Genomic DNA, 24,974 nt, shown 5'->3' with positions numbered 1-24,974 from the left:
TTCTGAAAGGAGATTGCTTCGTGCCTCGCAATGACGGTTCTGTAGAAACATTACCTATGGCTAAAATCAATTTCTTTACTGAAGACATTTCCTACAACCTAAAACATAAGCGTTTAATTAAAGCTTGGATTACAGCAACGATTAAAGAAGAAGGGTATCAATTAGACGAACTCAACTTCATTTTATGCTCCGACGAATATTTATTGCGTATAAACCAAGATTACCTTCAACATGACGATTATACCGACGTGATTACTTTCGATAACTCTGAGGAGCTTAAAACGATTGTTGGCGATATTTTTATAAGCCTTGAGCGGATTAAAGAAAACGCCATCAATTTTAAATCAGCTACCCTAAATGAATTATGCAGAGTAATCATACACGGTACATTGCATTTATTAGGCTATAAGGACAAAACAAAGGCTGCAAAGACCTTAATGACCGAGAAAGAGGATTACTACTTGGCAAAACTTGAAGTCTTGTCTTAATTATCCCAAAAGAGCAATGTCATTAAATTAATGCGGTATTGTCAGTCTAAGCGAAGTCGAAGACCTATTTAATTCCGCTAAAAAAGATTCCTTCGACTACGCTCAGGATGACATCTTTTTTAGTTTTACTCCTTAACTTAACGACATTAATTAAAAGGATGCCTTTGGCGATTTATTGCTATTGCAATGAGAAATAAAAAAAGAGAAAAACAAGCCGACCAACAATTTTGGGGAACATTTTATTACATGAATGTTCCAAAGCATATTCCTGGCATTCCTATGCACGTGGAACAAGTTCGCTTTAGACTTTATGACCACGTTGATGATGACCATTTGATAAGAATGGTCCAAGGCATTAAATCTGTTGGCCAGTTAGATTTAGACGAAACCGACATCACCAATGAGGGCATTGCAGAATTGGTAAAATTAGATTACATCACCGAACTTCGTTTAAAAGGATGTCATGACATCACAAATGAAGCAATGTCGTTTATTTGCGACATTAAAGGATTGGAACTTTTACATTTAATTGGGACTTCTATCACAACCGCTGGCTTTCAGCAAATAGGAAAATTAACTTCACTAAAAAAACTGTTAATAAGAGCAGATAGAGATGATCCATTATTAGAGGAAATCTATATCAATCTTCCGAAAGATTGTGAGTTTATTGTTGATTATAAAAGATATCCTTTTAGCGAATAATTTTCCCGCCGTTCCCGTCATTTCGACCGCAGCGAGAACACAAAGTCATCAAATTAAGAAGAAACAAAAATAATTGTCATCCTGAGCGTAGTCGAAGGACAAATTATTTTTTGTTTTGGCAATCGAAAGGTCTTCGACTAGGCTCAGACTGACAGTCGTGCACCTAACTTGATGACATGATTATGGAGAAATCTTTAATTTTATTAGCCACTGGATAAAATTTCTTCAATCACAAACAGATTTCTCAATCGCAGAAAAAGCTCATTTCGAGATGACGGCAAACTAACTAAGGCACAAAAACCACGTAAATCAAATAGCAAATCAGCAAGCCAATAATGCCGGTTATAAACCCAGCAACGCGTCTCTTTTTCATGAAACACAACAAAATTAATCCACTTAAGGAAACCAGGATTAGAAACACTGCTGAAATATCTATGATCCATCCCCAGCCAGAGCCAGAATCTCGGCCCTTATGCAGATCGTTCATGATAGCAACAAAGCCCATTTTAATTTCAGACAATTCATACTTTCCTGTCTCACGATTGATAAACGCATCGGCAGAATAAGCTGGTCCTTTTAAAGTTACGCTTACCTCAGATTCATCAATTCTAATTTCACTAACATAACCCTTTACATCATGTGTTTTTCGTAAAAACTCTACTATTTCTAGTTTAGCTATTTTGTTGGTGTCTGGATTATTTACCCATTTAACATTCAAAACACCTTTATTTTTGATGTTAACTTGTTTATCGCCACCCAACCAAGATGGATGATTTAATGTTAACCCTGTAAACGAAAAGAAAAGCACAACGGCAAAACTCACCATCGAAAGGTAGATATGCAACCAACGAGATAACTTGGCCACTTCCTTTTTAGGGTTAGCCGATTTCTGAACAACTTTCTTCTTTGAAGGTGTTGTTTCTGGTGTCTGATTATTTTTTATAGAAGTCAAAAGTTACGTTTGAGATTTCAACATTGCCTGCATTTGTTGTCTTTTTTGCTGCTTTTTTTAGTTCTAAAGACTGGCGGATAATTTCATCCGTACCATGTTCCTTAGAAGTTTCTATCATAATGGTATATTTCCCCTGAGGAACAAAATTGCCTTTATCATCTTTTCCATCCCACTTAATGGTGTATTTCCCTGGATTACGTGTTGCACCAGTTACTGAAGCATAAGAAGTTTTATCGGCAGTAAAAGTTGTTCCGTTAATACGATACCAATTTTTAAGGTCTGGGATCCATTTGGTTTTGTTGTACCATAATGCCAAATTACGAACCGGTTTTTTAGCTTCGTTTTCTACCCAAATGGCAGCAAACGGACGGTGGCTGTTTCCTTCAATCCTATTAAATTCAAAATTAATGGCCAACTCAAATTTTGGGTCCCAAGGTTTTTCTGCCCCTTTTAAAACTGAAATAGTTTTTCCAGTTTTAATGCTTTTGCTTGCATCAACATAAGCGTTCCAACCTTTACTTTCTATTCTTTTGCCATCATTGGTAATTATTAAATATTCTGCGCCATCAACTGTTGATGCCAAAGCCTTACTTTCTTCTAACGTCAAAACATTAAATGCTGTTGCTAGCGCACCGGCATCTGTTGCCTTTGGCGCAATAACGGTTGCGCTAATTACACCCTCAACAGGTTTGCCTGTACGAGGATCAACGATATGCGAATACCAGTTTTTCCCAATTTGCTCGCCTCTGTGATAATTCCCACTCGTTGCAACCGCTTTATTACTCACCAATAAATAAGCTAAAGGCGCATCATTTTCTGCATTTGCTAAAGGATTGGTTACGTTTACTGCATCCGTAACATCACCCTTGATTACTAAATCGCCACCAATATTTACGACAACCGCGTTTACATTAGCTGAAGCCAAAGCCACATCACAAGCCAAATTAATGATGTAACTTTTTGCAAAAGTATTCATCACCAAGGGCGCTGAGCTTAAACGTGTTGCTGTAGAATTATTTTTATTGAGCACATAATGTACTTGTTTCATTGTGGCAACTGCCGATTTTATTTCCGTTGAAGTTGGTAATTGTTGTTTTTTAGCGGCATCGCTCCAAAGTTTACTCGCTACCGCTGCAGATGCATCTAAAGCACCATTTGTGCGGGTTTTCCATTGCTCAAATAAACTTAGCATCTCAAACAGCTCCTTTGAAACTTTAACCGGAGTGTTTAAATCTTGTTTCATCCACTTGCTAAATTCGCTATTGGCGTAATAAGCACTAAAAATAGCCGAAAGCCTATCTATCTCAGCTAGAGCTGCGGTTTCTGCTTTTTCAGCCTCTGCTTCAGAAACACTTGTAAATTTAAATTCTAGTGACGTTCCCAATACATTTTCGTAGTGAGAAACATATAAACGCTGGTTGTTTTTGGGCGTTTCGATTTTAGGTTGGGTACCGATTAACAGTAAACCCGCTAGCAAAGGAGCAAATATTTTCATCTAATAGATTTTGTGTTTGTAGTTAAGGTTGGATTAGGTCTTTAACGTTTAAAGACTGTTTTTTTGGCTTATAGTTTAATCAATTAGGCTTTTGCAAATGTAATTGCTTCTTTAAAAGCCTCAAAAATTAACTTGTTATCTCTTCTCAACAAAGTTGGATTGACTTTAATCTTTACAAAACCATCTTCTCTAGGCATTCCGAAAACAATGTTATGTTCACCTCTTAACCTGGCATTTAACTTTGTTGCATCGATGCTTTTATCAACTGAAACATTAAATTGGTTTGTACCGTTTTCTACCTGACTAACCTTTATCCCTTTCAGCTGAGTAAAAAGACTAAATAAATCCTTTGTTTTTAATTTGATCTTCTCCATTACTTCATCAATATCCTTAAGGTGATGCAGGGCGATGGCAGCACTTGGCCAATTTGTAAAAACGCTACCGCCATGTATCTTAATTAAATGATGCATTTGGTCTATCAACGCTTTATCTCCGCATAGTATTGCTCCACCTGGTGCTCCAAGGTATTTATACAAACACATGTAAACCGTATCAAAGTAAGAGGAATATTCTTTTACAGTTGAATTGGTAAATGCTGTTGCCATATGTAATCTTGCTCCATCTAAGTGCATTTTAAATCCTTTTTCTTTACAATAGGCTGAAATCTTTTTAATTTCTTCTAAAGGAAATGCTTGATTATCACATCTTCTTACAGGTGTTTCTATGGAGATTGCCCCAACCCCTCCAACAAAAACTTCCCCTTCTTGATGGTAATTAACAGATTGCTTGAGTTCTTCTAACGTAAAATGTGCTTTGCCTTTAGCTAGAGGAATTAGTCGTTTATTAAATAAAGTTTGTGCGGCATCTCCTTCATCTCTATATACATGACTGGTCTCTTGTACAAATGCCTTTGTATTATCTCCACACAAATAACTAATAGCCAGTTGGTTAGCTAACGTGCCAGATGGCATAAAAATAGCCGCTTCTTTGCCTGTCATTTCTTTAAACTTGTTTAATAGCTTTTCTATCTCACCACCTTCTGCATAACTATCTCGTTCAATTGGCTTTGCTGCATTAATTTCTTGTAGCTTATTGATAAAGTCTTCTGGGCGATAAAAGATGCCATCGTTAATAAAATAAACAGCTTCGCTATCTTTTGATGGTTGTTGCTTTTCTGTAGCAAAAGTATTTAATGGCACAGCCGAAGCAATAAGCGGCAAGGCCGATAATGAAGAGAGCTTTAAGAAATCGCGGCGTTTATAGGCAGACATATTTAAGTTTTAAAGATGGTTACAGGATGTAATAAAATTGGCTTTTTCTTTTCTGAAATCAAAACGGGAAGCTGCCTTTCCTATAAAAAGCTGTCTGTTGTATCTTAAACCCGTCCCGATAGTTATCGGGAGCAGCGAGCATGTAGGGGTTGCCCTTGCGGCTACCCTGGAATAAAGCGGAAAGCGGGACTTGCTTTGATAATAGCTTCCACAATTGCTTTTCTAATGATTTTTTTGATGCCTGTTGGTCGAAAAATTACAGGCGTTCGTCGAGAGTTACACGATGTAGGTATAATACAGCGATTTACGATGCAACCTTTTGCCCTTGACCTCGTCTTATATACGAAACCAGCCAGAAAGATGGCGGCGACAAAAAGAAAAAACATTTATAAAACAAAGATTTTAAAAAAATAAAAATATGAAAACTTCTATCAAAACATTAATCGCATTATCATTAACAGCAGCAATTTTAACAAGTTCAGCTTTTGTAACTAAAGCAGATAATGGCCAGACACAAACAGTTTTAAATGACGTTAAAAAAGTAAATAAAATAACCGTATCTGGTAACGTTGAATTGATTTTGGTTCAAAGTGCAGATGAGAACGTGAAAGTTTACAACAATTATTATGCTAGTAATGCACTGGTTCAACAAAAAAATGGTGAGTTACGTATCAGTTCTTTCAACAAAGAAACTTTAACAGTTATTGTTTATGTAACTAACTTAAATTCGGTTACTGCATCAGATAATGCAACGGTTAAAACTTTCGGAAAGTTTAGCCTTTTGAACTTAGATGTTACCTTGAAAGATAAAGCAACAGCAAATTTGAACACTAGTACAATTAGCTTAAATGCAAATGTAACTGATGAAGCTAATTTAACTTTATCTGGCACAACAGAAGATTACAATGCGGTTTTAGGAAGTGTTGCTAAATTGAACATGACTCAATTTGCTGCTGAAACTACAAGCATCAAATCACAAAATATTTCAATTGCTAAAATAGCTGCTCCAGTTCAATTAGCGATTGGTGAATAATAAAATTCATAATCCATCATAAATTTAGTTTAGTTTTTAGTTTAGTTAAAAAAAATGCGGATGGATGTCCGCATTTTTTTTGTTTAATTTTTTCGTCATTCCCGGGAAGGTGGGAATCGTAATGCATCTTATCAAGGCCTCGATTACTTTGAAACCGCATTACGATGCCCAGTCGAGCTGGGCATGACGAGAAGGGGGTAGCATTAGCATAAACAAGTCACTTTATAGGCTTTAGATTGACAATATTGTAATCTTTATTTAATTTGCCATAAACCAAATCTATGCTCATGAAGATTGCCTTTTCTATTCAGCAAAAAGCTAAAATTGCTTTGCTTCTTTTTTGCATCATGGCTTGTACCATATTAATTAGGCTTTTAGAAGACAAAAGTTTAAATAGTATGAACAATGCTTTTGTTTCCATGTATAATGACAGGTTGGTTCCAGCTGCAGACCTTTTTTATGTTTCTGAGATTCTTTTCGAAAAGAGAGATTTGATAGAAAAACATCAACGCTTGGGTATTCCTGAAGTTGAAAAAACGATTAAATTAATGTCTCTTAGTGATATTAAAATTGATTCTGTGTTAAAAAAGTATGGAGAAACTTTTTTGGTTAATGACGAAAAAAGCAGTTTAAAACAATTAAAGCAGAAGTTAATTGCACATCAAGCACTTGAGAAAGAGGCAATTTTAAACAACAAAATCAACGATTCTTTTACTTTCGGACAGTTAAACAATTCTTATAAAGGAGTTCTTAAAGAGCTATCTCTTCTAACAAAAACTCAAACTTTAGTAGGTAAAGAATTAATTAAAGAATCTGAAAGTTTATTTGCAGGCACTAAAATTTACTCGGCCATTCAATTTGCCTTGGCTATTCTGATAGGGGTTTTAATTGTGTCTATCATCTTTGCTTCTAATGTGATTAAGGTTAAACAGGAGAAATTTAATTTGAATTAAATCTTCCAGATAATACTCAATCTAATTTTCAATTTTAGGTAAATCTTTTTGCCTTATCTTCCCGTGCATCCCATACCAAAATTTTAATCCTTACTTTTGCAGTAATTTCTTATCAGATAAATCGTTAAAAAATACTTTGAGTACACTAATTGCAGCTGAAGGCTTAGGCCACGGATACCATGATGAATGGCTTTTCAAAAATTTAACACTGGGCATTAATCCTGGTCAACGTGTAGCGTTGGTGGGTATTAATGGAGCCGGTAAAAGCACCCTTTTAAAATTATTAGCCGAAAGATTTCCTCCTCTAGAAGGGAAAATTGTTAAAAATAAAGCCGTTAAAATTGGCTTTTTAGACCAAGAACCTAGCTTTCCTGATGGCTATTCTATCAGTGATTTCATCTTTTCTTTAGAGAATAAGCAGCAACAGCTGATTAGGGAATATGAAGAGTTGATTGAAGACCCTAATCCAGATGAAAAAACATTGAACCGCTTATATGAAGAATTGAGCGAACACAATGCTTGGGAATATGAGCACGAAATCAAAACGATTTTGAGCCGTATGGGTATTAATCATCTACAACAGAAAATAAGCACCCTTTCTGGTGGACAGAAAAAACGTTTGGCTTTAGCTAAATTATTAATTGAAGACCCAGAGATTTATGTGTTAGATGAGCCTACCAACCATTTGGATATTGATACGATTGAGTGGTTAGAAAAACTGTTGACTTCTGGCAATAAAACCATTCTTTTGGTTACTCACGATAGGTATTTTTTAGACAATGTTTGCAATACGATTGTAGAGTTGGATAGGGGAAAAATCTATAATTACAATGGAAACTATGCTTTCTTCTTAGAAAAGAAAAGCGAACGCGAGGCTTCTGACGAGAGTACTTTTCAAAAGAACAAAAACCTATTGAAGAAAGAATTAGAGTGGATGAGGCGCATGCCAGCTGCTCGTACAGTTAAATCTCAATCGAGGGTAAATGCATTTTATGACTTAGAGGATAAAACGAAGCAACGTTCTGACAATCAAAAAGTTACGCTGAATGTAAAAATGTCTCGCCAAGGAAATAAAATTCTTGAGTTAAATCATATCGGGCAAACATTTGATGATAAAAAAATCATTAATGACTTTACCTATGTGTTTAAAAGAGGTGATAGAATTGGTTTAGCTGGTAAAAATGGAACGGGAAAATCTACATTATTAAATATCATTACTGGATTTTTAAACCCAGAAAAAGGTAATGTTGATGTTGGTGATACTACTGTTTATGGATATTACAAACAAGGAGGTTTGGCTTTTGACCCAAAAGAAAGAGTAATTGACATAGTAAAATCTGATGCAGAATATATTAAGATGGCAGATGGTCAAACCATTTCTGCTTCTGCCCTATTAACCTTATTCCTTTTCCCCCCAAAAAAACAACACGGAATGGTGGAGAAATTAAGTGGTGGCGAGAAGAAACGTTTACACTTAATGAAGGTTTTAATGCAGAATCCAAACTTCTTAATCTTGGATGAACCAACAAATGATTTGGATATTGATACCTTAAATGTTTTAGAAGAATTCTTAGAAAACTTCCCTGGTGTATTAATTTTAGTTTCTCACGACAGGTACTTGTTAGATAAGATGAGTGAGCAATTATTTATCATGGAAGGTAACGGAGGTGTAAGTATCTACAACGGAAACTATTCAGAATATAGAATTAGTTTAGATACGGCAAAAGACAATCAAGCTCAGAAAAAGGCAAAGCTTGAAGAAACTGTTTCTCCAAGCACTTCAAAAAAATTGAGTTTCAAAGAACAAAAAGAGCTAGATGAAATAGAAGAAACTGTAGCTAAAAAAGAAAATGAGATTGATGATTTGACAAAAAAACTCAATTCAATTGATGCGACTGACTATGTTAAAATTCAAGAGACAGCCGCTCAAATAGAGATTCTAAATAAACAATTAGAAGGAATAATGGAGCGCTGGGTTGAACTTTCAGAGAAAACAAGCTAGTATGGAAACCTCAGATATAATTGCAACCATTGGCGTAAGCCTATTGTTAATTGCATTTTTCTTGCAAAGCTTAAAAGTGATAAAAGCAGAAAGCGCTACTTATGGCTTCCTTAATTTGTTTGGAGCAGGCATTGCAGGATATGCTTCTTGGTTAATTCCCTTTATGCCTTTTGTTATTTTAGAAGCTGTTTGGAGTGCGGTTGCGCTTTATGGGTTAATTAAATTTTATACAAAAAAAGAAAAGTTTCACGTGAAACAAGATTAAATCTCGTTAAGATTTTTAAGTAATTTTGTAATGTTCCACGTGAAACAAAAATAAAAGTCGATGTTTAAAGAGTACGATGTTATTGTTGTAGGCGCTGGCCACGCTGGCTGTGAAGCCGCTGCTGCTGCCGCAAACCTTGGGTCGTCTGTTCTGTTGGTTACTATGAATATGGAAACCATTGCGCAGATGAGCTGCAACCCTGCAATGGGCGGTGTTGCCAAAGGTCAAATTGTGAGAGAGATTGACGCAATGGGTGGTTATTCGGGTATAATTGCCGACAAGACCACCTTGCAATTTAGAATGCTTAACAAATCTAAAGGGCCTGCAATGTGGAGCCCGAGGGCTCAAAACGACAGAAAGCGTTTTGCAGAAGAATGGCGACTTGCTTTAGAAAGAACACCAAATGTGGATTTCTGGCAGGAAATGGTGGGTAGCTTGATCATTAAAAACAACACGGTTGTTGGTGTTAAAACCGCACTTGGTGTTGAGATAATGGGCAAAGCTGTAGTCCTTACAAACGGTACTTTCTTAAATGGTATTATTCATATCGGCGAGAAGAAATTTGGCGGAGGTAGAACTGGAGAAAAATCAGCTACTGGTTTAACCGAACAATTAACTGAATTGGGTTTTGAAGCAGGCAGGATGAAAACCGGCACTCCTCCCCGTATAGATGGTCGCTCGTTAAATTATAGTTTAATGGAAGAGCAATGGGGAGATGAAAATCCTGGGCGTTTTTCTTATACAAATGTAGAAAGACCGACAGACCAAAGGTGTTGTTGGATTACCTACACCAATTCAAATGTTCACGAAACTTTAAAGGAAGGCTTCGAGAAATCTCCTATGTTTACCGGAAGGATTAAAGGTTTGGGTCCTCGCTACTGCCCTTCAATTGAAGATAAAATCAATCGCTTTGCAGAAAGAGAAAGACATCAGATTTTTGTAGAGCCTGAAGGATGGAACACTTGTGAAATCTATGTAAATGGTTTTTCAACTTCATTACCAGAAGATGTACAATATAAAGCGCTTACTCAAATACCAGGATTTGAAAATGCCAAAATGTTCCGTCCTGGATACGCCATAGAATACGATTATTTTCCACCAACTCAATTAGGATTAACTTTAGAGACCAAATTAATCAGTAATTTGTTCTTTGCAGGGCAAATTAATGGCACGACAGGCTATGAAGAAGCTGCTAGTCAGGGTTTTATAGCTGGAATTAATGCGCACCAGAAGGTAAAAGACCAAGATGAACTGATCATGAAGCGTTCTGAGTCTTATATAGGTGTGTTAATAGATGATTTGGTAACAAAGGGAACAGAAGAACCTTATAGAATGTTTACCTCTAGAGCAGAACATCGTTTATTATTAAGACAAGATAATGCAGACATTAGACTCTCTCCTATTGCCCACAAATTGGGATTAATAAATGATGAACGTTTAGATATAGTAAATAAAAAAGTTGCGAACTCTGATGCCATTGTAGAATTTACCAGAAAGCAAGGCGTAGAAATGGCTGAGGTAAATAAGTTGCTAGAAACTTTGGGAACGGCTACATTGAATCAAAATGTAAAACTATTTAATGTATTAAGCAGACCGCAAGTTGGCATTGAAGACATTAGAAAAGTAAGCAAGTCTTTTGATGAACTTTTAAATAAATTTGATCAAGAGACAGTTGAGCAAGCGGAGATTAAAATTAAATACGAAAGCTATTTCCAAAAAGAAAATGAGATTGTAAACAAAATGCAAAAGATGGAAGATAAATCTATCAATCCTGAATTTGATTATAACAAACTTTTATCTTTATCAAAAGAGGCTAGAGAAAAATTGTTAAAGATAAAACCAAGGACTTTAGGACAAGCATCTAGAATTTCAGGCGTTTCTCCTTCAGATATCTCGGTTTTGATGGTTCATATTACAAAATAGCTTTATGTATTTGATTATCAGTAATTTAACTTAAATTTATGTCGGCTTATTTTTAAGCGATTTAAAAGCGTTTCTCAAAACTTTAATCATATCTATTAAAAACAATATAAAATTAAATACAGCCAATCTAAATGCCGAAAAACAAGAAGACAGCAAAGACTACGTATTTACATTATCTAATTTTAATAATTGGACTCTTTTATGGCTGTGCAAGCATCCAAACTCCTCAGGGTGGACCAAAAGATACCACTCCTCCTAAGGTTTTAAAAATGGAACCAAAAAATATGATGACAAATTTTAACGCAAAAAAAATTGTCATCGATTTTGATGAGTACATCAAATTAAATAATGAGTTCAAAGAATTTTCTATTTCGCCTGAGCAAGAAAAAGCGCCAATCTTAAAAGGGAGTAATACTAAAAAATTAGAAATTACACTTCAAGATTCTTTGGAGAAAAACACAACTTATACTTTAAATTTTGGAAAGGCAATAACAGACATTAATGAATCTAATGAACTTAAAAATTTCACTTATGTTTTTTCCACTGGTCCTACTTTAGATTCACTAAGTATAAGTGGAAGAATTAAAAATTCTTTAACTGGCGAACCAGAACTTGATGCTGTTGTTTTTATTCTTCCGGTAGAAAGAGATTCTTTGTTTGGTAAAAAGAAACCATCCATTTATACGACAACAGATAGCAGTGGTTTATATAAAATGAACAACCTTAAAAAAGGTACTTATAAAATTTATGCCCTTAAAGAAAAAAGTGGAGATAAAATTTATCAACAAGTAAATGATGAAGTGGGTTTTCTCAAGGACCCTATTGTGTTAGATAAAAATTTAGATAGCATCAACATCAGTGTGTTTAAAGAGTTAGCTAACACGTTTAGAATTATAGACAGAAGATTAAATACTGATGGTAGTATTAACATGAACTTTAATCAGAATTTAATTAAACCAGAGATTTCTGTAATTGAACCAGCAAATATAGATGCGGGCAAAAAAGTTCAATTTAATAAAGGCAACGATTCAGTTAAAGTTTGGTTAAATGATTTAAGTTTTGATTCTGTTAAATTTGCCATAAAAGACCAAGGAAAGGTTTTAGAAACCATTAAATTTACCAGGGGAAAAAGAGATACTTACACAAGAAATATTACCGTTTCAGACAACACTGATAATAGCGTACTCAATCCGAACAAGAGCTTAAAGATTGAATTTAACTTACCCATAGATAAAATTGATTTGACGAAGGTAACCTTATTGGAAGATTCTATTCCGAGGAAAGGATTTACGATAGAAAAAGATAGTTCCGATGTATTAAGTTACAATGTTAAATATCCATGGAAAAAAAATGAACCTTATATTTTGAAATTTGAAGCTGGCTCTATAACCGGTATTTTTAATTCGAAAAATAAAGAAATTAATAAGAACTTCAGATTAGGCAGCACTGATGAATATGCCACTTTAACCCTAAATGTTGTTGTACCTGATACCAGTAAAAACTACATTTTACAACTAGTGAATGAAAAAAAGGAAATTGTTATAGCAAGTAGGAGAATTTTAAAAAGTTCATCGATAATTCTGGCCAACTACAAACCTGCAAGTTACTATGTTAGAATAGTTTATGATGATAACAAAAATGGTGTTTGGGATACTGGAAATGTAAGCAAGGGTATCCAACCAGAAAAGATTTGGTACGCTTCTAAAGAGTTTTCAATAAGACCAAATTTTGATGTAAGGGAAAAGATAGAAATACCTAAGTAGTATTACCTAAACCAGTCTGAATACATGATATAATTATCAGGTAATTTATTTAACAAAGCCCGTTGCTCATCAGTAATGGGCTTTATTTTTTTTGCAGGTGTACCAGCATATAAATATCCACCTTCACAAATTGTATTTTCCAAAACCACTGCACCTGCAGCAATGATACAATATTCTTCTATCAAAGCATGATCCATAACTATGGCCCCCATACCAATCAGAACGTGGTCTTTAACCTCACAACCATGTACAATGGCGTTATGACCAACAGATACCCTATTACCAATATGTGTACTTGCTTTTAAATAGGTAGCATGTATAACTGCACCATCTTGTATATTACTATCATTACCAATGGTGATGCTGTTCACATCTCCCCTAATTACTGCATTGAACCAAACTGAACAATTCTCTCCCATAACAACATCTCCTACAATAGTTGCATTTGGCGCAATGAAACAATTATCTCCCCATTTAGGGTGTATTTCTTTAACTGGTAATATTACTGGCATTTTATTTAGATATGAGTATTGAGATGTGCGATATGAGACAAACTTCTGTCAGTCTGAGCTCGTCGGAGACTTTTCCTAGAATCCTTCGACAGGCTCAGGATGACAGCTTAAATTATGGTATCAACTAATTCCTTTGCGTGTTCTGGATAATCTGTTGTAAAGTGTAATCCCCTACTTTCTTTTCTGGCAACGGCCGATTTAATAACCATATATGCTACTTGAATTACATTTCTTAGCTCACATAACTTAACAGAAACTTTATTTTTTTTGTAGAACTCCTCAGTTTCTTCATATAATAAAAACAATCTTCTCATTGCCCTATCTAACCTGAAATCAGAACGAACAATACCTACATAATCGCTCATTATTTTCTGCGTTTCACGTAGATTATGTGTTACTAAAATATCTTCATTAGATTGAGTTACCCCTTGCTCATTCCATTCAGGAATTTCATCAGGTATAATATTATTCTTATAAATTTCTAAAGCAGATAAATAAATACGATGAGCAAAAACAGTAGCTTCTAATAAAGAATTCGATGCTAATCTATTTGCACCATGTAAACCCGTTGATGAAACTTCGCCACAAGCATATAAATTTTGAATAGAAGATTTTCCATATTCATCAACCAAAATACCTCCACACATGTAATGCGACGCAGGTGTTACAGGTATAAAGTCTTTTGTCATGTCTATTCCTATAGACAAACATTTAGCATATATATTTGGAAAGTGATTTAAAATATCTGCTTTCTTTCGCATGGTAATATCTAAATAAACAAAGTCATCTCCTGACTTTTTCATCTCGTTATCCACAGCACGAGCTACAATATCACGAGGTGCTAAAGACCCACGCTCATCATATTCATACATAAATTCTTCACCATTCCTCCTTCTTAACACACCTCCGAAACCTCTAACAGCTTCAGAAATTAAAAAAGAAGGGTACTCTCCTGGATTATATAAAGCTGTGGGGTGGAATTGTATAAACTCCATATTCCTAATTTTTCCTTTTGCTCTATACACCATTGCCATTCCATCGCCTGTTGCAATAACAGGATTTGTAGTGTTAGAATAGACGTGACCAGCGCCACCACTTGCCATAACTGTTACGTTTGCCAAGATTTTCTCCACATCGTTAAGCTCTGTGTTAAAGGCATATATACCATAACAGTTGATATCTTCACTGCTCTTATCCACATGTTCACCAAGGTGATGTTGGGTAATTAACTCCAAGCAGAAGTAATGTGTTAATATCTCTATGTTTTCGTTTTCGTGAATTTGCTTCAATAAAACACTTTCAATCTCGTATCCAGTAATGTCTTTATAATGCAAAACTCGGTGTTCAGAATGACCACCTTCCTTAGCTAAATCGAAAACTCCTGCAGTGTTCTTATCAAAGTTAATCCCGTAGTCTATAATCTCTTGTATTCTTTCAGGCCCTTCTTTTACTACAATTTCCACAATTTTTTCATCACATAATCCATCGCCAGCAATCAAGGTATCTTCAATATGTTTCTCGAAAGAATCAGATTTATCTACCACAACAGCTACTCCACCCTGTGCATATTTAGTATTAGATTCGTCTTCGTTAGATTTGGTAACAATTAACACTTTTCCGTGTTTAGCAGCCTTTAAAGCAAAACTTAAACCTGCTATACCAGAACCTATGACTAAAAAATCGACTTTCCTCATTAAAATTAACGTAAATCACAAACTTGTTAAGAACATCTTAAATAGTGTTAACAGAATGTCTAAATAAAACCAACAACTATTTTTGAATGTTTAAAGCTAAGGTAAAAAGGTAATTTGACACAATCTTTTACATTATTTTTAAGCAACTTTGCATAGTTTATTAACTTTTTACACCACAACTAACAATACACATTTAGGTATTGATAAGTTTTTTAGTGAATTAGTATAACGTTGTAAATCAGCTTAAGTTTATAATAAAAATGAATGTTAATTGTTGGTAACTATGTGATAAGTCATTTTACCTCATTTAAATTAAGAACTTACTCACAGTACCAACACCTTAATAAGTAATAAGATTCTTTTAATTTTTAAATAATTATAAATTATTGTACTGTTGAAACCAGCTATCTTTACAAAAGTTAAGAGCTACCAAAAAGAATGCGATGATGACTATAGATGTTTTAGAAGAATTAAATAAAAAAGGATTTGTTGATGAAGCGATTGATCCTACCCTTGATTTATTTGATGAAATTGAAAAATTAAAGAAAGAGAAAAATGCAGTGATATTAGCTCATTACTACCAAGAGCCTGATATACAAGATATTGCTGATTATATTGGAGATAGTTTGGGACTATCTCAAGAAGCTGCTAAAACAGATGCAGATATAATTGTGTTTGCTGGAGTGCATTTTATGGCAGAAACTGCTAAGATTTTATCTCCGAATAAAACGGTTTTATTACCTGATTTAAAAGCTGGATGTTCCTTGGCTGATAGCTGTCCACCTCACCTGTTTAAAAAGTTTAAGGAAAAATATCCAGACCATTTGGTGATTACCTATGTGAATTGTACAGCTGAACTAAAAGCGTTAAGTGATATTGTTTGTACATCAACAAATGCAGTACAAATTGTGGAAAGCTTGCCAAAAGAGCAAAAGATTATTTTTGGTCCTGATAAAAACTTAGGTGCTTGGGTTGCTAAAAAAACAGGAAGAGATTTAGTGTTGTGGAATGGTGCCTGCATGGTACATGAAATATTTTCGAGAGAGAAAATTACCAAGTTAAAAGAACGCCATCCAAATGCAAAGTTTATTGCACATCCAGAATGTGAAGAAGCTGTTTTGGCAATGGCTGATTATATTGGAAGTACTACTGGATTGTTAAAATATGCAATCAATAATCCAGCAGAAGAATTTATTGTGGCAACAGAAAGTGGAATTATCCACCAGATGGAAAAAGCTTGTCCAACAAAAACATTTATTCCGGCACCACCAAATAATAGTTGTGCTTGTAATGACTGTCCGTATATGAAAAGAAACACATTAGAGAAATTGTATTTGTGTTTAAAAAATGGTTTACCAGAGGTTACAGTACCTGAAAATATTATTGTAGAAGCTCGTAAACCAATAGAAAGAATGTTAGAAATTTCAGCAAGTTTGGGATTGTAAGTTAAGTATTGTCATTCCGACTTTGGAGGAATCTATTGAGATAGATCCTTCGCTTGCTACCGATGTAAAATCGGCACAAGTTTGGATGACAGAAAGAAATAAAAAATTATGTTTGAAAATAAAGAACGAACAGCGATATCAGATTTAGGTGAATTTGGATTGATAAAACACTTAACAACCAACTTTAAAATACAGCACGAAACCAGTTTAAAAGGAGTTGGTGACGATGCTGCAGTATTAGATTTTAAAGACCAAGTGTTAATATCTACCGATTTATTGTTAGAAGGAATTCACTTTGATTTGGCCTATGTGCCATTAATGCATTTAGGTTATAAAGCTGTTCAAGTTAACTTGAGTGATATTTATGCAATGAATGGAATTGCTACTCAAATTACAGTTTCCATTGGTATTTCGAGCAAGTTTCCTTTAGAAGCTGTTGAAGAAATTTACAAAGGAATTGAGCTAGCTTGTAATAAATTTAACATTGATTTAATTGGTGGAGATACCTCTTCAAGTAAGCAAGGGTTAGTTATTTCTGTAACCAGTATTGGTCACGCAGCGGCGGAAGATATTTGCTATAGAAATGGTGCTGAAGAAGGAGATTTATTATGTGTTTCTGGAGATTTAGGTGGAGCTTATGTGGGTTTACAAATCTTGGAAAGAGAGAAACAAATCTTTTTAGAAAATCCACAATTACAACCAGATTTAGAAGGTAAAGATTACATTATTGAGCGTCAATTGAAACCAGAAGGAAGAAGAGATATTGTTGATTTATTAGCTCAAATGAAGATAAAACCAACATCTATGATTGATGTTTCTGATGGTTTAGCTTCTGAAATTTTACACATCTGTACGCAATCCGAAAAAGGATGTACCTTGTACGAAGAAAAAATTCCTATTGACCCAATGACTTATGAAACAGCTCGTGAATTAGGTTTAGACCCAACGGTTTGTGCATTAAATGGTGGTGAAGATTATGAATTGTTATTTACCATTAAACAAAGTGATTACACAAAGTTGAAAAATGATGTTGATATCAGTATCATAGGTCATATTACTGATAAAAATTCTGGATGTAATATGATTTCAAAATCTAATGTATCACATGAGATTAAGGCACAAGGTTGGAACGCTTTTAAGGGGTAACTCTCTTTTGTCATCCAGAGCGCAGCGAAGGATCTACTAAATAGATTACTCGTACCTCGGAATGACAAAGAAGCTCAGAATGACAAAACTTTAAAAATACTGTATTATGAAAAAAATAGCTATACTTTTTATTTTCCTATTTCAAATTAGTTTTACTAATGCTAATGAAAAGTACAGTTATAATAAACATACATCAGCAACACTTTCATTAGATACTGGAAAAGCAAATAAATTTTATAAAAAGGGATTGCTTTTGGCTAAAAATGAAAACTATAAAGAAGCTTTTAAGTCTTTTACAAAAGCTATAAAGTCAAATCCAAATCTTGCAGAAGCATTTCTTAAAAGAGCTATTGTAGCATATAAAGGCCATATTTATGATGGTAGTATATGGAAGGATTTTGATATGGCCATAAAACTAAAGCCTGATTATGGTGAGGCTTATTATGCAAGAGGTTCGTTTGCAACCGTAATATCTGGAAAACATAATCCAACAGAAGGTAATGAAGATTTTAAGAAAGCAAAAGAGTTGGGATATATTCACATAAGAGGTAACCTTGCAATATAAATATTAAAGGTAAACTATGAAATCAATCATCCTATTTGCCTTTTTAATAACCATTACCTTAAATTCTTTGGCTCAAGAAAAAGTATCATCAAAAAAGTTCGATGATATTACTTTGGTTAATGGTATTACCTTTTTTGATTCAAAGTTTGACCAGCCTAGATTTAGTTGTGGATTTCTCTTAAAGTATGCGAAGGATACATTGGCCATTACCGCAAAACATTTGCTAAATGTTATCAAATCAGATCATATGAAAGCTGTTTCTCTCGAAAATAGTATCAAATCTTGGAGTTTATATCCTTTGACAAAAAATAACGAATTGGTAATTACTGATAAATTATTAAACGAAAATAAGGCTGAATTATTAGCAGATAAATCGACCTATATTAATGATTTATTGGTTTTTTCTATCAAGGAAAATCATTCTAAGATTAAGCCATTAGAAATTAGAACTACTGAACTTATACCTGGAGAAAAGCTATATGCGGTTGGCTGGACGAGAAAAATGGAAAGTGGCGAACAAAGGGTTTACGAATTTGAATTTTATAAAATAATTGGCAATCGTATTTTGCTAAAAGATGTAATTGTTCCAGAGTTATTTGGTGGTTTAAGTGGAGCGCCTGTGGTAGATGAAAATGGGAAGGTAGTTGGAATTGTTTCTGGTGCAACAACAGAGCCTGATACTAAGAAAAAGTATTTTTCTCCTTTTTATCTTACTGAGCTAAAGTCATTTATTGGGAGATAAGTAAGATAAAATTTAATACAAAAGCATAGTTTGTATTTCGCATTACGATGCCCAGTCAAGCTGAGCATGACGAACTCTATTAGTCCTCATCATTCTCCAAAAACTTACTATCTATCTGTTTATTAAACTTTGTCTTTGCTCCTAGTTTTTTAATCTTTTCTACTTTACCAATTAAATTTCCATTACCGTATTGCAATTTTTTAAAGGCATCATCGTGAGCTTTCTGAGTAGAATTAATGTGTTTTCCAATACTTTCCATATCGGTTAAAAAGCCAACAAATTTATCGTACAAAGCTCCAGCTTCTTCTGCAATTTCAAATACGTTTTTATTTTGTCTATCTACTTTCCAAATGCTGGCAATGGTGCGTAGAGTTGCTAATAAAGTCGTCGGGCTTACAATAACAACTTTTCTATCCCAGGCATAATTAAATAATTCATTATCTGCTTGAACAGTTACACTGAAAGATGATTCTATTGGCATAAATAGTAAAACAAAATCAGGAGAATTGATTTGATACAAATTCTGATAGTTTTTACCAGCTAAACCATCAATATGAGATTTTACAGAAAGGAGATGCTGTTTCAGGTTGATTAATTTTTCTTCATCAGTTTCTGCACTCATCATTCTCTCGTAAGCAACCAAGCTAATTTTAGCGTCTACAATCAAATGTTTATCATCAGGCAGGTCAACTATCACGTCAGGCTGAAAACGGGCGCCTTCGGCGCTAGTAATGCTTGCTTGGATGCGATATTCCCTATCCTTTATTAATCCAGAACGTTCTAAAACTCTTTCTAAGATAACTTCGCCCCAATTTCCTTGTTTTTTGCTATCGCCTTTAAGTGCTTTTGTTAAGTTATTTGCGTCAGCTTGGATTTGTTTACTTTGGTCCATCAATTGAAAAATAACACCTTTTAACTGACTTCGCTCTGCTGCTTCAGTTTGGTAAACCTTATCTACCTTTTCTTCAAAAGATTTGATGTTAGCTTTTAATGGGTTTAGAATAGAATCTAAATTAGTCTGATTTTGTGCAGTGAACTTTGCGGTCTTTTCATCCAATATTTTATTGGCAATAAGCGAAAATTCTAAGGTAAATTTCTGTTGTAAATCTTCCAGGTTCTTTTGTTGCTCGGCAAGTTTATCACGATGTGAATTAACCAAAGCTTCGGCTTTAATCAAATTACTTCGCTCTGCAGAAAAACGCTCACGTAAATCATTTAACTCGTCTTCTAATTTAAGTTTTTCGTCCTTTAAATAATTGATAGTTTCATTGTTTGTATCAGGTTTTCTTAGCAATACAGCAATAATTAACAATACAACAATAACTAAAAGTATAACAACAAGTATTTCCATTTTGCTAATATTTTTATCAAAAATAGAAAATAATAAGGCATTTTGCTAATGAAAAGGTTTAACATTATTTAAGGTTTTGATGTATAAGAGGCAATTATCTTTAACCCTTATAAATGGAAATATTAATGAAGAGGTTATATATTGTTTTTTTACTGTTACCCATGCTGTCTTTTTCACAAGACAAAAAGGAAGTTTTTATCAAGATGGAAATTAAGCCAATTGATGCTAAAAAAGGCTATACTTTTGATATTTATAAAACGGAAGATGAAATCAAGATTGACTTTAAAAAGATAGATAGTGTAAGGAAATTTTCATTTTCTGATGAGGATAAAAGAATTGTTTCTCGCTTGATAGCAAAAACAGATATAGATTCGATGAGTAAAGATTCTCTTGATTATTACCAATCAAAGTTAGAGGCCATTAAAGAATCAAATACTTTTTATAAGCAAGAAAGCATTTCCATTTACAGAACAACTCATAAAAGCTATTTTAAATTTTTAGAAGGATTGATTAAAATACCTGATTCAATATTAGTTGAACCACAAAAAGAGGAAAGAATTAAAGCAAATACCTATTGCTTTTTTACCATAACAGAAGGACTGAAAAAAGAGAAGCGAACTTTTTATATTGAATGTTTAGAACCGAAAATATATCCCCTTTTAACTAAGCTTATTAATGATACCGATATGATAGTAAAGGCTTATAAAATAGCTAAGGATAGAAAAAATTAAATAAATTCTTTAAATATTGAAGATGAACCTGTTCCAAAAAGTTGGATAAGCTTATATTTACCAAATGAATAATCTTTTAGTCCTCATTCAATGTAAAGATAGCGTTGGATTAGTAACCAATATCACTCGGGTTTTAGCACTACATCAATTAAATATCATCGCCATGCGTGAATTTGTGGATGAAGTAAAGCAGCAATTTTTTACCCGAATTGAATGTAGCGGAACTGTGGAAAACCATAATAATTTGCAACAAGAATTACTGAATAATTTGCCAACAGAAGCTGATGTTCGTTTAATTCCACAAGTAGAAAAGAACATTGCATTATTGGTGACTAAAGAATTTCATTGTTTGGCAGATATCCTAGTGAGAGATAATTTTAAAACGCTGGGTGCAAAAGTTAAATGTGTAATTGGAAACCACGAAACGCTAAGAGATTTTGCTGAGAAATTTGAAGTGCCATTTTTTTATGTTTCTCACGAAGATAAAAGTAAGGCTGAATTTGAAAATGAAATCACAAGTCTATTATCAAATTATCAATTAGACTATATTGTGTTGGCGAAGTTTATGCGTATTCTTTCGCCAGATTTCATTGCTCAATATTCGAATCAAATTATCAATATACATCACTCCTTTTTACCTGCGTTTATTGGTGCAAATCCTTATAAACAGGCTTTTGAAAGGGGCGTTAAAATCATTGGAGCAACGGCTCATTTTGTGACCAATAATTTAGATGAAGGACCAATTATTTCTCAACAAACCATACACGTTAACCACACTTTTGACGCCAAACAAATGGCTGTTGCGGGTAGGGAAATTGAAAAAGCTGTATTGAGCAAAGCACTAGAACAAGTATTGGAAGATAGGGTTTTTGTGAGTGGCAATAAGACGATAGTTTTTGAATAATCTTTAGCCGCAGATTCGCAGATTATTAATATTTTAATTAGGTTTAATAATGAAAATCAAATTAATATATCTTTTTACTCTCCTTTCAATACTGTCTTATGGACAAAAGAAAAAAGATCTTTTTTTAGATGTTAAAGAGGATTATGGTGTGTTTGGACGCGTTTATAAATTAAGCTTACCAACAAGATTAAAAAATTATCCATTCAATAAAGCTGCAAAAATTCAATTGGTTTCTTATAAATTTTCTATGTACACCGATAAGGATGTAAATAAAAAAGCAAAGGTAAATATGCCCAATCTAAAGAGGCCAATTTGCACAGAGCCTTTTGAAGAGATTAAAACGTTAACCTCTAACGGTATAGATAAGCTTTCAGATATACTTTACAATTATGGTTATTTAAGAAAGCCCAATATAACGGGAGAAAAAAAGTGTTATGAACCGAGAAATGGCATATTATTTTTAGATGAAAGAAGTAAATGCTTTGATTTTATAGAAATATGTTTTGACTGCGAAAAAATCGTATCGAGCTCTAAGAAAATAAACCTTGGAAAAGAATTAGATTATAAAAAGATAGCATTATTCAAAGACCTTTTTAGAAAGGCCGGGGTGAAATATGGTGTAGTTGATGAAGGCAAAAAATAACTTTTAAATCAAGGACATTAACAAAATGTACACTTAGCTATTATTTTTTCAAGTAAAATCAATAATCTGCGAATCTGTGGCTATCTAATAACTTACAAACTCTTTAACACAATCTCTCCCGCTTCTTCTCCTGTATGGCTGCCAATTGCAATGCCCATTCCGTTGCAGCGAACTGCACAAAAAATATTTGGTTTGGCCTCTTCAATAATTGGGGCCAATTGCGGACCAAAAGCCATGATACCGCTCCATTTGTGTTCAATTTCGAAATCAGTTTCTGGTAAAATAACGTCTTTTAATAATTGACATAAAGCGTTTTGTACCAATTCAGTTTCTCCAAATTGTGTGGTCTGTTCTGCTCTAAAGTTTAAATTTCTTCCTCCGCCCAACAGCACTCTATCATCAATGTTTCTGAAATAATAATAGCCTTTATCGTAATGAAAAGTCCCCTTAATTTTTAAATTGGGAATAGGCTTAGTTACTACAACTTGTCCGCGACCAGGGGTTACGGCTAGATTTGGCAAAAGCTCACTTACAAAAGCATTATTTGTTAACAATACCTTTTTACAGGTAAACTTTCCTTGGTCTGTTATTAAGGCAATTCCATCATCTTCTGCAATCAAATCATCAACCTTGCAATTACTCATCAAATCTACGCCTAGCGATTTGCTCTTGGCTATTAAAGCTTTCATCATCAAACCTGGGTCAATTTGGGCTTCTAATTTATTTTCCAAGAGCACATTGATTCCGTTAAAACCAAAATCAGCAATCTTACGATTGGCCTGCGTGTAAACATCTTTTTGTAGCACAATATCTTCAATTAATGCATTGAAATGGCTTAATTTTGATACACATTCTTCAGCTAAAATCTGCTGTTCTGGCTTAAATAGCTCATATCCACCATAATTTTTGAATTGAATATTGTCATCGCCCAGCAAGTTTCTAAGCTTTAGCAGACCTTTCCACCTTTTAGAAATAAGGCTATGCAATCCACCTGGGCCACATAATTTTTCTTGTTCTATTAATTCAGATAAACTGCCAAAACAAGCAAAACCTGCGTTTTTTGTACTAGCTCCTGATGGCAAAAAGCCCCTTTCTAATACTAAAATGCTAATTTTCGGATTTGCTGTTTTAATTGTGATTGCTGCATTTAGGCCAACAATTCCGCTACCGATTATAATTACATCGGTGCTAAAGAAATTCTTCTTTTCCCAATAAGAGAGGTTGTTTGGCATAGATTAGCGTTTGTAAATTTTTTATGCTTATCAAATATGGGAACACTTTTTGATTTATTGCGTATGAAAAACATACAAAAATCGATATGGGAACTTATTTAATTTTAATTATCCCGGTAATTTTGTTGAGTATATTTGTGCAATGGCGATTTAGAAATAAATTCTCAAAATATGCAGAAATGCAACTCAACTCAGGTTTCTCGGGAAAGGAAGTAGCTGAAAAGATGCTACACGACAATGGCATTTACGATGTAAATGTATTGAGTTTAGACGGACAATTAACAGACCACTATAATCCATCAACACGAACTGTAAACCTAAGTACAGACGTGTATTATGGCCGTAGTGTTGCCGCAGCAGCCGTTGCGGCTCATGAATGTGGACATGCAGTACAACATGCAAAATCTTATCATTGGTTGCAATTTCGCTCTAGCATGGTGCCAATTGTAAGTATTTCTTCTAACCTTTTGCAATGGGTGCTTTTAATAGGCGTTTTTTTAATCGTTTTTAAAGGAACACCAATTGTTTTAGGCATCGGTGTTGCTGGATTGGCATTGGTAACTATATTTAGTTTTATAACATTGCCTGTAGAGTTTGATGCCAGTAAAAGAGCATTGTTATGGTTAAGAAATAATCGGGGTGTAATGTATACCGACGAGGAAAATGTACAAGCAAAAGATGCACTTTGGTGGGCGGCCATGACTTATGTGGTTGCAGCTTTAGGTGCATTGGCCAACTTGCTTTATTATGCTTCAATGTTATTTGGAAGAAGCAGAGATTAGTTATTTTAACACAAATGAACTCAAGGACGATGATTAATTTTATCGTCCTTTTTTTTGTGAAAATGTTTGGAAGTGCTTTTCGGAAAATTCAGTCCCGCTCTTCACTACAATCTTTTTTGTGATTTATTTTAGTCATCCGATGAATATGGGCATCATTACCAGTATTCATCGGATGACTATCTTGGCGACAAAAAAGTATTTTCGTTTCGCTCGGGTTTATGAACAATGGTAGGTGCTAATGGACAAAAGAACTCCTGTCCTAAGTAAAATAAACCCTGCCTGTCCGGCAGGCAGGCTGATGGTAGCGAGCACGTAACGTAGTGAAGTAAAGCGGAAAGCAGGGCTGCAGAAGCCAAGAACTACTGATTTTGTTTTTCCAA

The 24,974-nt window shown here is 34.2% G+C and carries 23 protein-coding genes; 16 read left to right on the top strand and 7 right to left on the bottom strand.

Annotation, left to right across the window (positions count from 1 at the left end; all coding sequences use genetic code 11):
* The first annotated feature begins 56 nt into the window (after positions 1-56).
* Positions 57-488, top strand: coding sequence for an rRNA maturation RNase YbeY (gene ybeY / locus R2Q59_RS14375; protein WP_316770169.1), 432 nt, complete (start codon positions 57-59; stop codon positions 486-488).
* Positions 489-674: 186 nt separating this feature from the next.
* Entirely contained in the window at positions 675-1,190 is a 516-nt protein-coding gene (locus R2Q59_RS14370; RefSeq protein WP_316785988.1) for a hypothetical protein, read from the top strand.
* Between the two features lie 286 nt (positions 1,191-1,476).
* Here R2Q59_RS14370 and R2Q59_RS14365 read toward each other — a convergent pair whose 3' ends face one another.
* The 3 genes from R2Q59_RS14365 to R2Q59_RS14355 all read right to left on the bottom strand — a co-directional run bounded on the left by R2Q59_RS14365 (position 1,477) and on the right by R2Q59_RS14355 (position 4,908).
* The gene (locus R2Q59_RS14365) at positions 1,477-2,142 is read right to left on the bottom strand and encodes a PepSY-associated TM helix domain-containing protein (protein WP_316770164.1); all 666 of its coding nucleotides are present in this window, start codon (positions 2,140-2,142) and stop codon (positions 1,477-1,479) included.
* Complete coding sequence (locus tag R2Q59_RS14360; protein ID WP_316785987.1) at positions 2,123-3,637, bottom strand: DUF2271 domain-containing protein; 1,515 nt, start codon at positions 3,635-3,637, stop codon at positions 2,123-2,125. Before R2Q59_RS14360 ends, R2Q59_RS14365 begins: the two co-directional genes overlap by 20 nt.
* Positions 3,638-3,720: 83 nt before the next feature.
* Entirely contained in the window at positions 3,721-4,908 is a 1,188-nt protein-coding gene (locus tag R2Q59_RS14355; RefSeq protein WP_316785986.1) for a threonine aldolase family protein, read from the bottom strand.
* Between the two features lie 418 nt (positions 4,909-5,326).
* On the opposite strand from R2Q59_RS14355, the gene R2Q59_RS14350 reads away from it, so the two are divergent.
* The 6 genes from R2Q59_RS14350 to R2Q59_RS14325 all read left to right on the top strand — a co-directional run bounded on the left by R2Q59_RS14350 (position 5,327) and on the right by R2Q59_RS14325 (position 12,847).
* Complete coding sequence (locus R2Q59_RS14350; RefSeq protein WP_316770158.1) at positions 5,327-5,941, top strand: GIN domain-containing protein; 615 nt, start codon at positions 5,327-5,329, stop codon at positions 5,939-5,941.
* A gap of 287 nt (positions 5,942-6,228) precedes the next feature.
* Positions 6,229-6,894 (top strand): MCP four helix bundle domain-containing protein, encoded by a 666-nt coding sequence (locus tag R2Q59_RS14345; RefSeq protein ID WP_316785985.1) that lies wholly within the window; start codon positions 6,229-6,231, stop codon positions 6,892-6,894.
* Between the two features lie 136 nt (positions 6,895-7,030).
* Positions 7,031-8,896, top strand: coding sequence for an ABC-F family ATP-binding cassette domain-containing protein (locus tag R2Q59_RS14340; RefSeq protein WP_316785983.1), 1,866 nt, complete (start codon positions 7,031-7,033; stop codon positions 8,894-8,896).
* Position 8,897: 1 nt separating this feature from the next.
* Complete coding sequence (locus tag R2Q59_RS14335) at positions 8,898-9,161, top strand: CBU_0592 family membrane protein (RefSeq protein WP_316770150.1); 264 nt, start codon at positions 8,898-8,900, stop codon at positions 9,159-9,161.
* 60 nt (positions 9,162-9,221) lie between these two features.
* Entirely contained in the window at positions 9,222-11,084 is a 1,863-nt protein-coding gene (gene mnmG / locus R2Q59_RS14330) for a tRNA uridine-5-carboxymethylaminomethyl(34) synthesis enzyme MnmG (protein WP_316785982.1), read from the top strand.
* Between the two features lie 131 nt (positions 11,085-11,215).
* Positions 11,216-12,847, top strand: a complete 1,632-nt coding sequence (locus tag R2Q59_RS14325) for an Ig-like domain-containing protein (RefSeq protein ID WP_316785981.1) — start codon at positions 11,216-11,218, stop codon at positions 12,845-12,847.
* Between the two features lie 2 nt (positions 12,848-12,849).
* Here the strand turns inward: R2Q59_RS14325 and R2Q59_RS14320 are convergent, their stop codons facing one another.
* Entirely contained in the window at positions 12,850-13,359 is a 510-nt protein-coding gene (locus R2Q59_RS14320) for a gamma carbonic anhydrase family protein (RefSeq protein ID WP_316785980.1), read from the bottom strand.
* Positions 13,360-13,466: 107 nt separating this feature from the next.
* Positions 13,467-15,053: an L-aspartate oxidase gene (gene nadB / locus R2Q59_RS14315; protein WP_316785979.1), complete on the bottom strand. Its 1,587-nt coding sequence runs from the start codon at positions 15,051-15,053 to the stop codon at positions 13,467-13,469.
* Between the two features lie 446 nt (positions 15,054-15,499).
* Here nadB and nadA point away from each other — a divergent pair, with 446 nt between their 5' ends.
* The 4 genes from nadA to R2Q59_RS14295 all read left to right on the top strand — a co-directional run bounded on the left by nadA (position 15,500) and on the right by R2Q59_RS14295 (position 18,951).
* Positions 15,500-16,498, top strand: coding sequence for a quinolinate synthase NadA (gene nadA, locus R2Q59_RS14310; RefSeq protein ID WP_316787307.1), 999 nt, complete (start codon positions 15,500-15,502; stop codon positions 16,496-16,498).
* A 108-nt stretch (positions 16,499-16,606) separates the two neighbouring features.
* Positions 16,607-17,644, top strand: coding sequence for a thiamine-phosphate kinase (gene thiL / locus R2Q59_RS14305; protein ID WP_316785978.1), 1,038 nt, complete (start codon positions 16,607-16,609; stop codon positions 17,642-17,644).
* A 106-nt stretch (positions 17,645-17,750) separates the two neighbouring features.
* On the top strand, positions 17,751-18,209 hold the full coding sequence (locus tag R2Q59_RS14300; RefSeq protein WP_316785977.1) for a hypothetical protein: 459 nt from the start codon (positions 17,751-17,753) through the stop codon (positions 18,207-18,209).
* A gap of 16 nt (positions 18,210-18,225) precedes the next feature.
* Entirely contained in the window at positions 18,226-18,951 is a 726-nt protein-coding gene (locus R2Q59_RS14295; RefSeq protein ID WP_316785976.1) for a trypsin-like peptidase domain-containing protein, read from the top strand.
* 79 nt (positions 18,952-19,030) lie between these two features.
* On the opposite strand, the gene R2Q59_RS14290 is transcribed toward R2Q59_RS14295, so the two are convergent.
* The gene (locus R2Q59_RS14290) at positions 19,031-20,302 is read right to left on the bottom strand and encodes a DNA recombination protein RmuC (protein WP_316785975.1); all 1,272 of its coding nucleotides are present in this window, start codon (positions 20,300-20,302) and stop codon (positions 19,031-19,033) included.
* A 113-nt stretch (positions 20,303-20,415) separates the two neighbouring features.
* Here R2Q59_RS14290 and R2Q59_RS14285 point away from each other — a divergent pair, with 113 nt between their 5' ends.
* From R2Q59_RS14285 to R2Q59_RS14275, 3 genes are all read left to right on the top strand, one after another.
* Complete coding sequence (locus R2Q59_RS14285; protein ID WP_316785974.1) at positions 20,416-21,033, top strand: hypothetical protein; 618 nt, start codon at positions 20,416-20,418, stop codon at positions 21,031-21,033.
* A gap of 64 nt (positions 21,034-21,097) precedes the next feature.
* Positions 21,098-21,937, top strand: a complete 840-nt coding sequence (purU, locus tag R2Q59_RS14280; protein ID WP_316785973.1) for a formyltetrahydrofolate deformylase — start codon at positions 21,098-21,100, stop codon at positions 21,935-21,937.
* Between the two features lie 49 nt (positions 21,938-21,986).
* Positions 21,987-22,580 (top strand): hypothetical protein, encoded by a 594-nt coding sequence (locus R2Q59_RS14275; RefSeq protein ID WP_316785972.1) that lies wholly within the window; start codon positions 21,987-21,989, stop codon positions 22,578-22,580.
* Positions 22,581-22,672: 92 nt separating this feature from the next.
* Here the strand turns inward: R2Q59_RS14275 and R2Q59_RS14270 are convergent, their stop codons facing one another.
* Positions 22,673-23,812 carry an FAD-dependent oxidoreductase gene (locus R2Q59_RS14270; protein ID WP_316785971.1) on the bottom strand — a complete coding sequence of 380 codons (1,140 nt, stop codon included), beginning with the start codon at positions 23,810-23,812 and terminating at the stop codon, positions 22,673-22,675.
* An 86-nt stretch (positions 23,813-23,898) separates the two neighbouring features.
* Between R2Q59_RS14270 and R2Q59_RS14265 the strand changes: the two genes are divergently transcribed.
* Positions 23,899-24,594: a zinc metallopeptidase gene (locus tag R2Q59_RS14265; RefSeq protein WP_316770127.1), complete on the top strand. Its 696-nt coding sequence runs from the start codon at positions 23,899-23,901 to the stop codon at positions 24,592-24,594.
* The last annotated feature ends 380 nt before the right edge of the window (positions 24,595-24,974 follow it).

It is taken from the genome of Pedobacter frigiditerrae (assembly GCF_032678705.1).
Classification (GTDB): Bacteria; Bacteroidota; Bacteroidia; order Sphingobacteriales; family Sphingobacteriaceae; genus Pedobacter; species Pedobacter frigiditerrae_A.
Note: the sequence above shows the minus strand (reverse complement) of the source record. Positions and strands in the feature narration are given on the sequence as shown.

What these genes read in the sequence shown, in the direction of transcription:
- R2Q59_RS14355 (WP_316785986.1), bottom strand. Translation starts at nt 4,908, where the DNA reads ATGTCTGCCTATAAACGCCGCGATTTCTTAAAGCTCTCTTCATTATCG.
- R2Q59_RS14290 (WP_316785975.1), bottom strand. Translation starts at nt 20,302, where the DNA reads ATGGAAATACTTGTTGTTATACTTTTAGTTATTGTTGTATTGTTAATT.
- R2Q59_RS14320 (WP_316785980.1), bottom strand. Translation starts at nt 13,359, where the DNA reads ATGCCAGTAATATTACCAGTTAAAGAAATACACCCTAAATGGGGAGAT.
- R2Q59_RS14295 (WP_316785976.1), top strand. Translation starts at nt 18,226, where the DNA reads ATGAAATCAATCATCCTATTTGCCTTTTTAATAACCATTACCTTAAAT.
- nadA (WP_316787307.1), top strand. Translation starts at nt 15,500, where the DNA reads ATGACTATAGATGTTTTAGAAGAATTAAATAAAAAAGGATTTGTTGAT.
- R2Q59_RS14275 (WP_316785972.1), top strand. Translation starts at nt 21,987, where the DNA reads ATGAAAATCAAATTAATATATCTTTTTACTCTCCTTTCAATACTGTCT.
- nadB (WP_316785979.1), bottom strand. Translation starts at nt 15,053, where the DNA reads ATGAGGAAAGTCGATTTTTTAGTCATAGGTTCTGGTATAGCAGGTTTA.
- R2Q59_RS14350 (WP_316770158.1), top strand. Translation starts at nt 5,327, where the DNA reads ATGAAAACTTCTATCAAAACATTAATCGCATTATCATTAACAGCAGCA.
- R2Q59_RS14285 (WP_316785974.1), top strand. Translation starts at nt 20,416, where the DNA reads ATGGAAATATTAATGAAGAGGTTATATATTGTTTTTTTACTGTTACCC.
- R2Q59_RS14360 (WP_316785987.1), bottom strand. Translation starts at nt 3,637, where the DNA reads ATGAAAATATTTGCTCCTTTGCTAGCGGGTTTACTGTTAATCGGTACC.
- R2Q59_RS14300 (WP_316785977.1), top strand. Translation starts at nt 17,751, where the DNA reads ATGAAAAAAATAGCTATACTTTTTATTTTCCTATTTCAAATTAGTTTT.
- R2Q59_RS14265 (WP_316770127.1), top strand. Translation starts at nt 23,899, where the DNA reads ATGGGAACTTATTTAATTTTAATTATCCCGGTAATTTTGTTGAGTATA.
- R2Q59_RS14335 (WP_316770150.1), top strand. Translation starts at nt 8,898, where the DNA reads ATGGAAACCTCAGATATAATTGCAACCATTGGCGTAAGCCTATTGTTA.
- R2Q59_RS14370 (WP_316785988.1), top strand. Translation starts at nt 675, where the DNA reads ATGAGAAATAAAAAAAGAGAAAAACAAGCCGACCAACAATTTTGGGGA.
- R2Q59_RS14270 (WP_316785971.1), bottom strand. Translation starts at nt 23,812, where the DNA reads ATGCCAAACAACCTCTCTTATTGGGAAAAGAAGAATTTCTTTAGCACC.
- ybeY (WP_316770169.1), top strand. Translation starts at nt 57, where the DNA reads ATGGCTAAAATCAATTTCTTTACTGAAGACATTTCCTACAACCTAAAA.
- R2Q59_RS14325 (WP_316785981.1), top strand. Translation starts at nt 11,216, where the DNA reads ATGCCGAAAAACAAGAAGACAGCAAAGACTACGTATTTACATTATCTA.
- mnmG (WP_316785982.1), top strand. Translation starts at nt 9,222, where the DNA reads ATGTTTAAAGAGTACGATGTTATTGTTGTAGGCGCTGGCCACGCTGGC.
- R2Q59_RS14345 (WP_316785985.1), top strand. Translation starts at nt 6,229, where the DNA reads ATGAAGATTGCCTTTTCTATTCAGCAAAAAGCTAAAATTGCTTTGCTT.
- thiL (WP_316785978.1), top strand. Translation starts at nt 16,607, where the DNA reads ATGTTTGAAAATAAAGAACGAACAGCGATATCAGATTTAGGTGAATTT.
- purU (WP_316785973.1), top strand. Translation starts at nt 21,098, where the DNA reads ATGAATAATCTTTTAGTCCTCATTCAATGTAAAGATAGCGTTGGATTA.